Origin of the sequence: Pseudomonas sp. IT-P2 (assembly GCF_949767575.1) — a bacterium.
GTDB lineage: Bacteria > Pseudomonadota > Gammaproteobacteria > Pseudomonadales > Pseudomonadaceae > Aquipseudomonas > Aquipseudomonas pharyngis.
The window spans coordinates 191,025-206,208 of record NZ_CATKQA010000044.1; the positions used below are offsets into that span (position 1 = coordinate 191,025).

At 61.4% G+C, this 15,184-nt stretch carries 13 protein-coding genes; 6 read left to right on the forward strand and 7 right to left on the reverse strand.

All coding sequences use genetic code 11. The annotated features are described in order from the left end of the window. Nucleotides 1-15: 15 nt before the first annotated feature. From ACM6JM_RS20245 to ACM6JM_RS20260, 4 genes are all read right to left on the reverse strand, one after another. The gene (locus tag ACM6JM_RS20245; protein ID WP_414882402.1) at nt 16-2,013 is read right to left on the reverse strand and encodes an acyltransferase family protein; all 1,998 of its coding nucleotides are present in this window, start codon (nt 2,011-2,013) and stop codon (nt 16-18) included. A gap of 169 nt (nt 2,014-2,182) precedes the next feature. Continuing rightward, nucleotides 2,183-3,442 (reverse strand): transcription termination factor Rho, encoded by a 1,260-nt coding sequence (gene rho, locus ACM6JM_RS20250; RefSeq protein WP_011336486.1) that lies wholly within the window; start codon nt 3,440-3,442, stop codon nt 2,183-2,185. A gap of 248 nt (nt 3,443-3,690) precedes the next feature. Continuing rightward, complete coding sequence (gene trxA / locus ACM6JM_RS20255) at nt 3,691-4,020, reverse strand: thioredoxin TrxA (RefSeq protein ID WP_003206727.1); 330 nt, start codon at nt 4,018-4,020, stop codon at nt 3,691-3,693. A gap of 120 nt (nt 4,021-4,140) precedes the next feature. Further along, nucleotides 4,141-4,848, reverse strand: coding sequence for a FadR/GntR family transcriptional regulator (locus tag ACM6JM_RS20260; RefSeq protein WP_039765330.1), 708 nt, complete (start codon nt 4,846-4,848; stop codon nt 4,141-4,143). Between the two features lie 256 nt (nt 4,849-5,104). Here ACM6JM_RS20260 and ACM6JM_RS20265 point away from each other — a divergent pair, with 256 nt between their 5' ends. From ACM6JM_RS20265 to ppx, 5 genes are all read left to right on the forward strand, one after another. Continuing rightward, nucleotides 5,105-5,890: a transporter substrate-binding domain-containing protein gene (locus ACM6JM_RS20265; RefSeq protein WP_414882403.1), complete on the forward strand. Its 786-nt coding sequence runs from the start codon at nt 5,105-5,107 to the stop codon at nt 5,888-5,890. Nucleotides 5,891-5,911: 21 nt separating this feature from the next. Beyond that, complete coding sequence (locus tag ACM6JM_RS20270) at nt 5,912-6,592, forward strand: amino acid ABC transporter permease (protein WP_039765327.1); 681 nt, start codon at nt 5,912-5,914, stop codon at nt 6,590-6,592. Then, nucleotides 6,589-7,239: an amino acid ABC transporter permease gene (locus tag ACM6JM_RS20275; RefSeq protein ID WP_011336490.1), complete on the forward strand. Its 651-nt coding sequence runs from the start codon at nt 6,589-6,591 to the stop codon at nt 7,237-7,239. The genes ACM6JM_RS20270 and ACM6JM_RS20275 overlap by 4 nt, the downstream gene beginning before the upstream one ends. After that, the gene (locus ACM6JM_RS20280; RefSeq protein ID WP_064600296.1) at nt 7,226-7,963 is read left to right on the forward strand and encodes an amino acid ABC transporter ATP-binding protein; all 738 of its coding nucleotides are present in this window, start codon (nt 7,226-7,228) and stop codon (nt 7,961-7,963) included. Before ACM6JM_RS20275 ends, ACM6JM_RS20280 begins: the two co-directional genes overlap by 14 nt. Nucleotides 7,964-8,225: 262 nt before the next feature. Beyond that, the gene (gene ppx / locus ACM6JM_RS20285; protein ID WP_039765323.1) at nt 8,226-9,728 is read left to right on the forward strand and encodes an exopolyphosphatase; all 1,503 of its coding nucleotides are present in this window, start codon (nt 8,226-8,228) and stop codon (nt 9,726-9,728) included. Between the two features lie 66 nt (nt 9,729-9,794). Here ppx and ppk1 read toward each other — a convergent pair whose 3' ends face one another. After that, nucleotides 9,795-12,020: a polyphosphate kinase 1 gene (gene ppk1, locus ACM6JM_RS20290; RefSeq protein ID WP_064600299.1), complete on the reverse strand. Its 2,226-nt coding sequence runs from the start codon at nt 12,018-12,020 to the stop codon at nt 9,795-9,797. Nucleotides 12,021-12,038: 18 nt separating this feature from the next. Next, entirely contained in the window at nt 12,039-13,052 is a 1,014-nt protein-coding gene (hemB, locus tag ACM6JM_RS20295) for a porphobilinogen synthase (RefSeq protein WP_007951836.1), read from the reverse strand. A gap of 208 nt (nt 13,053-13,260) precedes the next feature. Here hemB and ACM6JM_RS20300 point away from each other — a divergent pair, with 208 nt between their 5' ends. After that, nucleotides 13,261-13,917, forward strand: a complete 657-nt coding sequence (locus ACM6JM_RS20300) for a DedA family protein (RefSeq protein ID WP_039765319.1) — start codon at nt 13,261-13,263, stop codon at nt 13,915-13,917. Here ACM6JM_RS20300 and ACM6JM_RS20305 read toward each other — a convergent pair. Beyond that, the gene (locus ACM6JM_RS20305) at nt 13,898-15,133 is read right to left on the reverse strand and encodes a sterol desaturase family protein (protein ID WP_414882404.1); all 1,236 of its coding nucleotides are present in this window, start codon (nt 15,131-15,133) and stop codon (nt 13,898-13,900) included. The genes ACM6JM_RS20300 and ACM6JM_RS20305 overlap by 20 nt on opposite strands. Between the last annotated feature and the right edge of the window lie 51 nt (nt 15,134-15,184).

A 15,184-nucleotide genomic window follows, 5' to 3' on the forward strand; every position in this document is an offset into this window, starting at 1 on the left:
GCAGCCCGTCACTGCTTACTTGGCTGCATTCGCCTGACCTTTTCCCAGATTTGCCCTCGCCTGCAGGTCGACAAACAGCGGTTCAAGGATCGGCGCAACGAAACGCGCGCCGACCTCCGACAGATGATTGTCATCGGTGTACAGTGAATACCCACCGAGCTCGGCACGGCACAGACCGCTTTCATCGCACAGCTTCGGCGCCGGATCGACCACGCGTACCGCCGGGTCTTTCGCCAGATCGGCGAACAGCTGACTGATGAAGGCCTGGCGCTTTTGGTGTTCGGCGACATTCAGCCCGACGTCATCCACCGGACGATCCAGCATCGCCAGTCGCGTCAGACGGTACGGCGGACTGAAAGCCTGCAACGGCGCCTCTTTCACCAGCCAGACCCGATGCCCGCCCGCACGCAATTGCGCCACTCGCGCGCGCAGACCGTCAGCCAGACGCTGCTCGGCGACGGCACGGTCGTAGTGCCCGTCAGGCGTTCTCAAGACATGGCCCAGATCACCTCTGGCATCGCCATAGAGATACAGACTCCAGCGCGCAACCAGCACCACATCACTGACGGTTTGCGGTTTGATTGCCTGCACCACACGTTGGTTGAACCGTGCGCAGCGGGCGTCATGCTCCAGACCTTCCACCGGTATGCACCCCGGCGAACTGGCGAGGATCACACTGACGCCATGGGCTTGCGCACCATCATCGAAGACCGGAATCAACGCCGTGGCATGACTGTCGCCCCAGACCAGCGCTCGCGAAGCCTGGTTCTGCAGACCGTAATGACAGAACAACTTGTCATCCGGGGTCTTGTCGTCCGCCAGACATGCCATCAACTCCGGCCGCCACTCGCGCCCCTTGGCGTATTGCAATGCCTGATCGGACAGGCGCCACGGCAGGCCGTCGGTCCAGCGCAGGGTTTGCCCGGCCAGTCCGATTATCAGCACGCCGAACGCACCGGCGATCAGAATCTGCCGACGTCCGGCCAGCAAGCGCCGCTCGCGGAACGGCGTCTCGACGAATTTCCACGACAGATAACCCAGCACCAGGGTCAGCAGAATAAACCCGGCGCTGTCGAAGGCGCTCGGCTCGTCGACGCTGGCGTAGCTGGAAAACACGAACACCGGCCAGTGCCACAAGTACCAGGAATAGGAAATCAGACCCAGACCTACCATGACCCGACCGCTCAAGAATTGACCTACCCAGGTCTGGCGATGACCGTTGGCCAGGATCAACAGCACCACGCCAAGCACCGGCAGCAATGCGGCCGCACCGGGGAACGGCGTACGCTTGTCGAAACCGAACACCGCCAACAGAATCAGGCCCATGCCGAGCAGGCTCAACAGTTGCGCGGCCATCGGCTTGAGGCGCCAGGCATGCTTCGGTGCGATCGCCAGCATCGCCCCCGCCAGCAGCTCCCATGCGCGCATCGGCAGCAGGAAGAAGGCTTTTTCCGGATGGTGGTGGACCGCCCAGACGCTCAACCCGAATGAAACGAGCAGCACGCCGAACAGCGCCAGCCGCCAGTGCTTCAAGCGGCTCGACATCAGGGTCAGCAATAGCGGGAAGACAATGTAGAACTGCTCCTCTACCGCCAGCGACCAGGTGTGCAGCAGCGGTTTGAGGTCCGAGGCGACATCGAAATAGCCGTCCTGGCGCATGAACAGGATGTTCGAGACGAACAGCACCTGATAGCGCACCGAGCGCCCGAGTTCTTCGTAGTCCTTGGGCGCCATCAGGAACCAGCCCACCGCCAGCACCGCGATGATCATCGCAAACAGCGCCGGCAGGATCCGCCGCGCACGCCGCGACCAGAACTCGACGAAACTGAACCGGCCGGCCTGGCGCTGGTTCCAGATGATCGAGGTGATGAGGTAACCGGAGATCACGAAAAACACGTCCACACCGACAAAACCGCCGGTAAACCCAGGGACGCCAAAATGGAACAGCACCACGGCTATCACCGCGACTGCCCGCAAGCCGTCGATATCCCTTCGATAAGCGAGTGTGCTCATAAATCTTTAATGCCAATCAGATGGTTATTTTGTACAGCATCGAACGCTGCTTCTTGTTTTGCCCAGTCACTGACCTTACCAGATCGCAAACCTCCTATCGGCCGGACAAAAAACAGGCAAAAAAATGGCGCCCTCGAAAGGACGCCATCTTCTGAATCAACCGACGATGTTACTTGCGCTTCATCGACAGGAAGAATTCGTCGTTGGTCTTGGTCGTTTTCAGCTTGTCGACCAGGAACTCGATGGCCGCGACTTCGTCCATCGGGTGCAGCAGTTTGCGCAGGATCCACATACGCTGCAGTTCGTCGTCGGCAGTCAGCAGCTCTTCACGACGGGTACCGGACTTGTTGATGTTGATGGCCGGGAACACACGCTTCTCGGCGATACGACGGTCCAGTGGCAGTTCCATGTTGCCGGTGCCCTTGAACTCTTCGTAGATCACTTCATCCATCTTCGAGCCGGTTTCAACCAGCGCGGTGGCGATGATGGTCAGCGAGCCGCCTTCTTCGATGTTTCGCGCGGCGCCGAAGAAACGCTTCGGTTTCTCCAGGGCGTGGGCATCGACACCACCGGTCAGCACCTTGCCGGAGCTCGGGATCACAGTGTTGTAGGCACGGGCCAGACGGGTGATGGAGTCGAGCAGGATCACCACGTCCTTCTTGTGTTCGACCAGGCGCTTGGCCTTCTCGATCACCATTTCAGCCACTTGCACGTGACGGGTCGGTGGCTCGTCGAAAGTCGAGGCAACCACTTCGCCGCGCACGGTGCGCTGCATTTCGGTCACTTCTTCCGGACGCTCGTCGATCAACAGCACGATCAGGTGAACTTCAGGGTTGTTACGGGCAATGTTCGCTGCGATGTTCTGCAGCATGATCGTTTTACCGGCTTTCGGCGGTGCAACGATCAGACCGCGCTGGCCTTTGCCGATCGGGGCGCACAGGTCGATCACACGACCGGTCAGGTCTTCGGTGGAACCGTTGCCGGCTTCCATCTTCATGCGCACGGTCGGGAACAGCGGGGTCAGGTTCTCGAAGAGAATCTTGTTTTTCGCGTTCTCAGGACGATCGAAGTTGATCGTGTCGACCTTGAGCAGGGCGAAATAACGCTCGCCTTCCTTCGGAGGGCGGATCTTGCCAACGATGGTGTCACCGGTGCGCAAGTTGAAACGGCGGATCTGGCTCGGCGAGACGTAGATGTCGTCAGGGCCGGCGAGGTAGGAAGCGTCAGCGGAGCGCAGGAAGCCGAAGCCGTCCTGGAGAATCTCCAGCACGCCATCACCGGAGATTTCCTCACCGCTTTTAGCGTGCTTTTTCAGCAGGGAGAAAATCACGTCCTGCTTGCGCGAACGGGCCATATTTTCTATGCCCATCTGTTCGGCCAATTCGAGCAGTTCGGTAATCGGCTTTTGCTTGAGTTCAGTCAGATTCATATAGGAATGACGTAATCATTTATGGAGGGGGGAAATTAAGCTTTTGGCTTAATGAGGCCGCGCCGCGGAGAAGGCGACAGGATCGCGTACTTATTCGAAAGGAAGTGCGTCGGCGACGGCTAGCAGGGGGCAGTGGAGAAACCAGTGCGGGGCCGAATGTACCACCTGAGTTTCGGAGCGTCTAGCCCTGAATACGCAAAAAGCCCCGCAATTTGCGGGGCTTTTTGAGGACAACTTTACCGCGACGCTTAGATGTTGGCGTCGAGGAAAGCAGCCAGTTGCGACTTCGACAGAGCGCCGACCTTGGTCGCTTCCACGTTGCCGTTCTTGAACAGCATCAGGGTCGGAATACCACGTACGCCGTGCTTGGCAGGGGTTTCCTGGTTTTCGTCGATGTTCAGTTTGGCAACGGTCAGCTTGCCTTTGTAAGTCTCTGCAATCTCGTCCAGAACCGGAGCGATCATTTTGCAAGGGCCGCACCATTCAGCCCAGTAGTCGACCAGGACAGCGCCTTCGGCCTTGAGTACGTCGGCTTCGAAGCTAGCGTCGCTAACGTGTTTGATCAGATCGCTGCTCATGGAATTCTCCAGGTTGTAAGCAAAAAAACGTGGCCCATCATAGCCGCCCTTCCCTTGTTCAGGAAGCCGCAGATGATTGAGTCTTGCTATGGCACTCGATGAGTTTGGGTATAGCTCAAGTCACGCGCCGGCGGGGGCGATGAAGGCGATTCCGGTACGCAGCGCCGCATTGCGCACGTGCTCCTGCATGGCCTTCTGCGCGGCAGCGGAGGCCCGGCGGGCCAGGGCGCGGAGGATCTTGCGATGTTCCTGCCAGGTTTCCATGGCCCGTTCGGCGCGGATGAACGGTAGTTTCTGGCTCTCCAGAAAGATGTCGGCGCTGGCGGTGAGGATGCTCAGCATCGCCTGATTGCCGCTGGCCAGCAGGATCCGCCGGTGGAATTCGAAATCCAGTTTCGCCGCGGCCTCGAAATCGCCGGCGCGCAGTTGCTCGCGCATGGCGGCGACGTTGTCTTCCAGTTCGTCCAGATCAAACGTACTCAGCGTCACCGCCGCCAGACCGGCCGCGAACCCTTCCAGCGCGTAGCGCAACTGAAAGATTTCCAGCGGCGAAGCCTGGGCGGCAAACGGCCAGGCCGGAGCGCCCTCGCCGCGCGGCAATTCCACCGGTGCCTGCACGAACACGCCCTTGCCCGGCTGAATGCTGACCACACCCAGCGCGCTCAAGGACGACAACGCCTCACGCAACGACGCGCGGCTGACGCCCAGCTGAACCGCCAGATCCCGTTGCGAAGGCAGCGCATCGCCGGGGCCGAAGCCCTGCTCGGTAATCAGTTTGCGGATCGCTTGCAGCGCCACTTCGGGTACGGCGCGGGAGATCGAGTTCATGGTTTTCCAGACGGACCAGGCCAAGGTGCGGCCAGTTGTAATGCTATTCGAGGCATCAGGCAAGTCGTGCCCCAGCGGGGTTCGACGGTGCGCGTCGATGCGCTATCGCAGTGCGAAACCCGACCTGACTGTTCAGACCAGTAAGACCGAACAAACCCGCTAAACCCGTGGCTTTGCGGGGCCGAATCGCTGTCTTGGCACGGCCCATGCTCTGTCCGAACGCAGAATTCACTTCCCGCCGATCCGGAGATTGTCCATGACGAAGCGTTACAGCGCCCTCCTCGCCGCCCTGCTTGCCGGTCTGATGTTGAGCCAGGCCCCCGCCCATGCCGACGGTCTGGATGACGTGGTCAAACGCGGCACCTTGAAAGTTGCCGTGCCCCAGGACTTCCCGCCGTTCGGTTCGGTCGGCCCGGACATGAAGCCGCGCGGCCTCGATATCGACACCGCGAAACTGCTGGCCGAGCAGCTCAAGGTCAAACTCGAACTGACCCCGGTCAACAGCACCAACCGCATCCCGTTCCTGACCACCGGCAAGGTCGACCTGGTGATTTCCAGCCTCGGCAAGAACCCCGAGCGCGAGAAGGTCATCGATTTCTCCCGCGCCTATGCGCCGTTCTACCTCGCCGTGTTCGGCCCGCCGGACGCAGCGGTCAGCACCCTCGACGATCTCAAGGGCAAAACCATCAGCGTCACCCGTGGTGCCATCGAAGACATCGAGCTGACCAAGGTCGCCCCGGAAGGCGTGACCATCAAACGCTTCGAAGACAACAACTCGACCATCGCCGCCTACCTCGCAGGTCAGGTCGACCTGATCGCCAGCGGCAACGTGGTAATGGTCGCGATCAGTGAAAAGAACCCCAAACGCGTCCCCGCGCTGAAAGTGAAGCTCAAGGATTCGCCGGTCTACGTCGGCGTGAACAAGAACGAGCCGGCGCTGCTGGGCAAGGTCAACGAGATCCTGACCACCGCCAAGGCTGACGGCGCGCTGGAAAAGAACGCGCAGACCTGGCTCAAAGAGCCGCTGCCGGCCGACCTCTGACCGGCGACGCGGGAGACTTTCATGGCCTATCAGTTCGATTTTTTGCCGGTGGTGGAAAACACCGACCTGCTCTTGCGCGGGGCGCTGTTCACCCTTGAGCTGACGGCCATCGGCGCACTCTTCGGGGTTGGCGTGGGCATCGTCGGGGCGCTGGTGCGGGCGTGGAACATCCGCCCGTTCTCGGCGATCTTCGGCGTATATGTGGAGTTGATCCGCAACACGCCGTTTCTGGTGCAGCTGTTCTTCATCTTCTTCGGCCTGCCGTCCCTCGGCGTGCAGATTTCCGAGTGGCAGGCGGCGGTGCTGGCGATGGTGATCAACCTCGGTGCGTACTCGACCGAAATCATCCGCGCCGGTATCCAGGCGATTCCGCGCGGGCAGCTGGAAGCCGCAGCGGCATTGGCGATGAGCCGTTTCGAAGCGTTCCGCCACGTGGTGCTGTTGCCGGCGCTGGGCAAGGTCTGGCCGGCGCTGAGCAGCCAGATCATCATCGTCATGCTCGGTTCGGCGGTGTGTTCGCAGATTGCCACCGAAGAATTGAGCTTCGCCGCCAACTTCATTCAGTCGCGCAACTTCCGCGCCTTTGAAACCTACGCCCTGACCACCCTCATCTATCTGTGCATGGCGTTGCTGATCCGTCAGCTGTTGAACTGGCTCGGTCGGCGTTATCTGTCTAAAAGCAGCGCAAGGAGCAGCCAATGAGCGACTTCACGTTCTGGGACATTCTGCGCAATCTGCTGACCGGCCTGCAATGGACACTGGCGCTGTCGCTGGTGGCGTTCATCGGCGGCGGGATCGTCGGGTTGCTGATCCTGATCATGCGCATCTCGAAAAACCCGCTGCCCAGCAGCATCGCCCGCACCTGGATCGAACTGTTCCAAGGCACACCGCTGTTGATGCAGCTGTTTCTGGTGTTCTTCGGCGTGGCCCTGGCCGGGGTGGAAATTTCGCCGTGGATGGCGGCGGCGATTGCCCTGACGCTGTTCACCAGTGCTTATCTGGCGGAGATCTGGCGCGGCTGCGTCGAGGCGATTCCCCACGGTCAGTGGGAAGCTTCGTCGAGCCTGGCGCTGAATCCGCTGGAGCAACTGCGCTACGTGATCCTGCCGCAGGCGCTGCGGATTGCCGTGGCGCCGACCGTGGGTTTCTCGGTGCAAGTGGTCAAGGGCACCGCCGTGACCTCGATCATCGGCTTCACCGAGCTGACCAAGACCGGCGGCATGCTCGCCAACGCCACCTTCGAACCGTTCATGGTCTACGGCCTCGTCGCCCTGGGCTACTTCCTGCTCTGCTACCCCCTGTCCCTCAGTGCGCGCTACCTGGAAAGGAGACTGCATGCCTCTGCTTAGAATTTCTGCCCTGCATAAATATTACGGCGATCACCACGTGCTCAAAGGCATCGACCTGAGCGTCGAGGAAGGCCAGGTGGTGGCGATCATCGGCCGCAGCGGCTCGGGCAAGTCCACCCTGCTGCGCACCCTCAACGGTCTGGAATCGATCAACGACGGCGTGATCGAAGTCGACGGCGAATACCTCGACGCCGCCCGCGCCGACCTGCGCAGCCTGCGGCAGAAAGTCGGGATGGTGTTCCAGCAGTTCAATCTGTTTCCGCACCTGACGGTGGGTGAAAACGTGATGCTCGCGCCGCAGGTGGTGCAGAAAGTGCCCAAGGCCAAGGCACAAGAACTGGCGCGGCAGATGCTGGAGCGCGTCGGCCTGGGCGAGAAGTTCGACGCGTTCCCGGAACGCCTCTCGGGCGGCCAGCAACAACGCGTGGCGATTGCCCGGGCGCTGGCGATGTCGCCGAAGGTGCTGCTGTGCGACGAGATCACCTCGGCGCTGGACCCCGAGCTGGTCAACGAAGTGCTCAGCGTGGTCCGCCAGCTCGCGAAGGAAGGCATGACGCTGATCATGGTCACCCACGAAATGCGCTTCGCCCGGGAGGTCGGGGACAAACTGGTGTTCATGCACCAGGGCAAGGTGCACGAGGTGGGTGACCCGAAAGTGCTGTTTGCCGATCCGCAGACGCCGGAGCTGGCGAACTTTATTGGCACCGTGGAAGCGACTGCCTGAAACAGCCTGCTACCCGATCGTTCCCACGTCGAGGCGTCGAACCGTCCGCGTGGGAATGCAGCCCGGGACGCTCCGCGTCCCAAAAGCGGACGCAGAGCGTCCGTTGAGGCATTCCCACGCAGAGCGTGGGAACGATCAGCGTCGTTGAGTGCGCAACGGTCCCTGGCTTTTATGCGCAGGATCAAGGGTTTGAACCATGCGCGTTGGCGGCAGCGTTTGATCGTGGCACGATGTCGGGGTTATCGACCGAGACCCCCAGACCATGCCGCAATCCCAAGCCAAGAATCTGTCCCTGATCGCCGCGATCGACCTGGGCTCCAACAGCTTCCATATGGTCGTGGCCAAGGCCCAGAACGGCGAAATCCGTATTCTCGAACGGCTCGGAGAAAAAGTTCAGCTGGCCGCCGGCATCGACGATGAGCGTCAGCTCAACGAAGAATCCATGCAGCGCGGTCTCGACTGCCTCAAGCGCTTTGCCCAACTGATCAATGGCATGCCGCTGGGCGCCGTGCGGATCGTCGGCACCAACGCCCTGCGTGAGGCGCGCAACCGTGGCGAATTCATCCGTCGCGCCGAAGAAATCCTCGGCCATCCGGTGGAAGTCATCTCCGGCCGTGAAGAGGCCCGCCTGATCTACCTCGGCGTGTCCCACACCCTCGCCGACACTCCGGGCAAACGTCTGGTCGCCGACATCGGCGGCGGCAGTACCGAATTCATCATCGGCCAGCGTTTCGAACCGCTGCTGCGCGAAAGCCTGCAAATGGGCTGCGTGAGCTTCACCCAACGCTACTTCAAGGACGGCAAGATCACCCCGGCCCGCTACGCCCAGGCGTACACGGCGGCGCGCCTGGAAATCATGAGCATCGAACACGCCCTGCATCGCCTGACCTGGGATGAAGCCATTGGCTCCTCGGGCACCATCCGCGCCATTGGTCTGGCGCTGAAGGCCGGCGGTCATGGCACCGGCGAGGTGAATGCCGAAGGCCTGGCGTGGCTCAAGCGCCGTCTGTTCAAGCTCGGCGATGTCGACAAGATCGATTTCGAAGGCATCAAGCCGGATCGTCGGGCGATCTTCCCGGCCGGTCTGGCGATTCTCGAAGCGATCTTCGACGCCCTCGAACTGCAACGAATGGATCACTGCGAAGGCGCGCTGCGTGAAGGCGTGCTCTACGACCTGCTCGGCCGACATCACCACGAAGACGTGCGCGAACGCACCCTGACCTCGCTGATGGAGCGCTACCACGTCGATCAGGAACAGGCCGCACGGGTCGAGCGCAAAGCCTTGCACGCCTTCGATCAAGTGGCCGTGGATTGGGAGCTGGACGACGGCATCTGGCGCGAACTGCTGGGCTGGGCGGCGAAAGTGCACGAAGTCGGGCTCGACATCGCGCACTATCACTACCACAAGCACGGCGCCTACCTGATCGAACACTCGGACCTCGCCGGGTTCTCCCGCGAAGACCAACAAATGCTCGCCCTGCTGGTGCGCGGCCACCGTCGCAACATCCCCAAGGACAAGTTCGCCGAGTTCGGCGACGACGGCGACAAGCTGATCCGCCTGTGCGTGCTGCTGCGTTTCGCCATCCTGTTCCACCACATCCGTGGCACCCAGGCGATGCCGCAAGTGACACTGCATGCAAATGGCAACCACCTCGACGTGGAATTCCCGGAGAACTGGCTGGATGAAAACCAGCTGACCCAGGCGGATTTCGGGCTTGAGGCCGAGTGGCTGACGCGGGTAGGGATTGTTCTGACCGTTCATTGAGTAACGGGCAGGCACAAAAAAGGCGATCCGGATGGATCGCCTTTTTTATAGCTATGAAACCTGCGGTCAGCTGCTCACCGGCAGAATCGGGCTGCCCAACCGCTCCAGCAAAGTCGCCTGCGCACTGCGCGGGTTCTGGTTGCCGGTCGGCGTGTTGCGGATGTAGCGGCCGTCCGATTGCAGGCTCCAGCTGTGGGTGTTGTCGGTCAGGTACAGCTCCAGCTCTTTCTTGACCCGGGTCAGCAACTTCTTGCCTTCCACCGGGAAGCAGGTCTCGACGCGCTTGTCGAGGTTGCGCTCCATCCAGTCGGCGCTGGAGAGGAACATCTGCTCCTCGCCACCGTTGAGGAAGTAGAACACCCGGGTGTGCTCAAGGAAGCGGCCGATGATCGAGCGCACGTGGATGTTGTGCGAAACCCCGGCGATGCCCGGACGCAGGCAGCACATGCCGCGCACCACCAGATCGATGCGCACGCCGGACTGGCTGGCCTTGTACAACGCGCGGATGATCTTCGGATCGGTCAGCGAGTTGAACTTGGCGATGATGTGCGCCGGTTTGCCGTCGAGCGCAAATTGCGTCTCGCGGGTGATCATGTCGAGCATGCCCTTCTTCAGGGTGAACGGCGCATGCAGCAGCTTCTTCATGCGCAGCGTCTTGCCCATGCCGATCAATTGGCTGAACAGTTTGCCGACGTCTTCGCACAAGGCGTCGTCGGAAGTCAGCAGGCTGTAGTCGGTGTACAGGCGGGCGTTGCCGGCGTGGTAGTTACCGGTGCCGAGGTGCGCGTAACGCACGATCTCACCGGCCTCGCGGCGCAGGATCAGCATCATCTTGGCGTGGGTCTTGAAGCCGACCACGCCGTAGATCACCACCGCGCCCGCCGCTTGCAGGCGGCTGGCCAGTTGCAGGTTGGATTCTTCGTCGAAGCGCGCACGCAGCTCGATGACCGCCGTCACTTCCTTGCCGTTACGCGCGGCGTCCACCAGCGCATCGACGATTTCCGAGTTGGCGCCGGAGCGGTACAGGGTCTGGCGCACGGCGAGGACGTGCGGGTCCTTGGCAGCCTGGCGCAGCAGGTCGACCACCGGGGTGAACGACTCGAACGGGTGCAGCAGCAGGATGTCCTGCTTGCTGATCACGCTGAAAATGTTTTCGCTGTTCTGCAGCAGTTTCGGGATCTGCGGCGTGAACGGCGTGTATTGCAGCTCCGGATGGCTGTCCAGGCCGGTGATGCTGAACAGACGCGTCAGGTTTACCGGACCGTTGACCTGATACAGCTCGGTCTCGCTCAGGTTGAACTGCTTGAGCAGGTAGTCCGACAGGTGTTTCGGGCAGGTGTCGGCGACTTCCAGGCGCACGGCGTCACCGTATCGACGCGAAAACAGCTCGCCACGCAGCGCGCGGGCCAGGTCTTCGACGTCTTCGGAGTCGAGCGCCAGGTCGGCGTTTCGAGTCAGACGGAACTGGTAGCAGCCTTTAACCTTCATGCCCTGGAACAGGTCATCGGCGTGGGCGTGGATCATCGACGACAGGAACACATAGTTGTCGCCGGGGCCGCCGACTTCTTCCGGCACCTTGATGATCCGCGGCAGCAGACGCGGCGCCGGAATGATCGCCAGACCGGAGTCGCGACCGAAGGCGTCGATACCTTCGAGCTCGACGATGAAGTTCAGGCTTTTGTTCACCAGCAACGGGAACGGGTGCGTCGGGTCGAGGCCGATCGGAGTGATGATCGGCGCGATCTCGTCGCGGAAATAGCGGCGGACCCAGGTTTTGATCTTGGTCGTCCAGTGGCGACGACGGATGAAACGCACCTGATGCTTTTCCAGCTCCGGGAGCAGGATGTCGTTGAGGATCGCGTACTGGCGATCTACGTGACCGTGCACCAGCTCGCTGATCCGGGCCAGGGCCTGATGCGGTTGCAGGCCGTCGGCGCCGGCCTGTTCACGGGCGAAGGTGATCTGTTTCTTGAGGCCGGCGACGCGGATTTCGAAGAATTCGTCGAGGTTGCTGGAGAAGATCAGCAGGAACTTCAGCCGCTCCAGCAACGGGTAGGACTCGTCCAGCGCCTGTTCCAGCACGCGGATGTTGAACTGCAGTTGCGACAATTCACGGTGGATGTACAGGCTGCTGTCATCCAGGCCGGGAATCGCGATCGCCGGAACCGCCGCGGCAGGCTCGGTTGCCGGCGCGGGTGGCGCAGGCTCCAGTTCCGGCGGGGTTTCGGTAATCTGCTCGACCACGGGTTGAGCTTCTTTTACGGCAACTTCAGTGAGTCCTTCGGTATTCATCGAATGTTCCTGGGAGGGCTATTTCTGCTCTCGTAACAATTGAGCGGCACGGACAGCAAAGTAAGTCAGGATGCCATCAGCGCCGGCACGTTTAAAGGCGGTCAGGGATTCGAGGATCACGCCTTCGCTCAACCAGCCATTCTGGATCGCCGCCATGTGCATGGCGTATTCGCCGCTGACCTGATAGACGAAGGTCGGCACTTTGAAGGCATCTTTTACCCGGAACAAAATGTCCAGGTACGGCATGCCGGGTTTGACCATGACCATGTCCGCGCCTTCAGACAAGTCCGCACCCACTTCGTGCAGCGCTTCGTCGCTGTTGGCCGGGTCCATCTGATAGGAGGCCTTGTTCGCCTTGCCCAGGTTCGCGGCCGAACCCACCGCATCGCGGAACGGGCCGTAATAGGCACTGGCGTACTTGGCCGAGTAGGCCATGATCCGCACATTGACGTGACCGGCCAGCTCCAGCGCTTCGCGGATGGCCTGGATGCGGCCGTCCATCATGTCCGACGGGGCAACCACCTGGGCGCCCGCAGCAGCATGGGACAAGGCTTGCTTGACCAGTGCATCGACGGTGATGTCGTTCTGCACATAGCCTTCTTCATCGAGAATGCCGTCCTGACCGTGAGTGGTGAACGGGTCGAGGGCGACGTCGGTGATCACGCCCAGCTCGGGGAATCGGTCACGCAGGGCGCGAGTGGCGCGCTGGGCGATACCTTCGGGATTCCACGCTTCGGCGGCATCGAGGGATTTGAGTTCGGGCGGGGTAACCGGAAACAGTGCCAGCGCCGGAATCCCCAGTTCGACCCATTTGGCGGCTTCTTCAAGCAGCAGGTCGATGGTCAGGCGCTCGACACCCGGCATCGAGGCCACGGCTTCGCGGCGGTTTTCACCATCGAGCACGAACACCGGCAGGATCAGGTCATCGACCGTCAGCACATTCTCACGTACCAGCCGCCGGGAAAAATCATCACGGCGATTGCGACGCAGGCGGGTGGCAGGGAACAGACGGTTGGCTGGGGTAAAGCTCACGGCAGACTCCTGAGCCCGCGCAAACGGGCGAGCGTGACAGTTATAGATGGCCATTATGACGGTCGTATGACAGTTATGTGCACCCCTGCGACAGGTAGTCGCTTTCCATTGTCCGTGTAGGAAATGTTCACGTCGAGACACATTTCGACACTTTCCTGAATGTGTCCGAAGGGTTAGGCTGCGCGTTCATTTCGCCAGCACCCAGACAATGCTCCAACAATTTCTGCATGACTTCGGCTACTTTGCCCTGTTTCTCGGGACGTTTTTCGAAGGCGAAACCATCCTGGTGCTCGCGGGCTTCCTCGCGTTCCGTGAATACATGGACATCAAACTGGTGGTGGTCGTGGCGTTCTTCGGCAGCTATGCCGGCGATCAGCTGTGGTACTTCCTGGGCCGCAAGCACGGGCGCAAGCTGCTGGCGCGCAAGCCGCGCTGGCAGATGATGGGCGACCGCGCGCTGGAACACATCCGCAAGCACCCGGACATCTGGGTCCTGAGCTTTCGCTTCGTGTACGGCCTGCGCACGGTGATGCCGGTGGCAATCGGCCTGTCGGGCTATCCGCCGGGACGTTATCTGCTACTCAACGGTATCGGCGCCGCGATCTGGGCCACCGCCCTGGCCGCCGCTGCTTACCATTTCGGCGCCGTGCTCGAAGGCATGCTCGGCAGCATCAAGAAGTATGAGTTGTGGGTGCTGGGCGCGCTGCTGGTGCTCGGCCTGGGCCTATGGCTGCGCCGCCGGTTCAAGAATGCCCGGCTGGCGAAAAAGGTTTACGAGGAAGAACAGGCCGAGCTGCTGGCCAAGGCCGAACGGCACAAAGCCGAAATGACCAACACCGCCGATCCTAAGACGCCAGCCGAGTAAGTCGCTGGCGACAGCCATACAGCCCGATGCCGCTGAGCAGGCTGTAACTGAGCAGGCCGACCCATATCCCCGGGCTGGCCGGCCAGAGTCCGACCAGCGGCGCCAGCCACACCAGCGGCAGGTTCGATGCCAGCCGCAACACTTCAAGCTTCGCCGCCCACGGGCGATTCTCCAGGGCCACGCCCAACACGAACAAACCGAACGCCACCGCGCCCCAGCCGAGCAGCAATGCTCCGGTGGGCAGACTGTGTTCCAGATTCATCAGATAACTGCCCAGCGCCACATACACGCCGAACTGCAACCCCACGTACCACTGCTGACGGCTGTCCAGCGGCACTTCGAATTTGCGGAACTGACTCAGGTCCGGCTTGTTCATCGGGTACTTCGCCGCAACGTCCGCCGGACGCCAGCCGGTGCGCATGAACCAGATCCGGATCTTGTCCCACGTACGCTCGGCCCGGCGCGCGTCGTCCCACAGTTGGGCGTAGAACTGCAGGTTGGCCCACAACGGATTCCAGCTCCCCAGCGGTGTGGTCACGCCGAAAATCACCGGCTCGTTGTCGTCCTCCTCCTGGAACGAGCCGAACAGTCGGTCCCAAATAATGAACACCCCGCCGTAGTTGCGATCCATGTAGAGAGCGTTCTGTGCATGGTGGGCCCGATGATTGGACGGCGTGACGAAGCACCACTCGAACCAGCCGAGCTTGGGAATGTGCCGGGTATGGACCCAGAACTGATACAGCAGATTCAGCGCCGCAACGCTGACGAACACCAGCAGCGGCACCCCGAGCACGGCCATCGGCAGGTAGAAGATCCAGCTCAGCAGGAACCCGGTGCTGGTCTGGCGCAAGGCCGTGGAAAGGTTGTAGTCCTCGCTCTGGTGATGCACCGAATGCGCCGCCCAGAGAATGTTCCGTTCATGGCCCATGCGATGCAGCCAGTAATAGCAGAAGTCATAGAAGACAAAGGCAAACACCCAGACCCAGACGCTGTCCGCAGGCAACCTGACCAGCGCCAGATGCTCCAGGGCAAACGCATAGGTCACCAGGCCCACGCCCTTGGTCAACAGGCCGGTGGTGGTCGACAACACCCCGGTGCTGATGCTGTTCACCGCATCGGCCAGGCGATAGTTGCTCACCCCGCGCCAGCGGTCGGCGATGAGCTCCGCCGCAATCAACACGAAGAAAAACGGTACCGCATACAGGATGAAGTTCATGACGCGCCCTGGTCGGAATCTGTAGCTCAGATCCTAGGTGTAGCCGCGGCT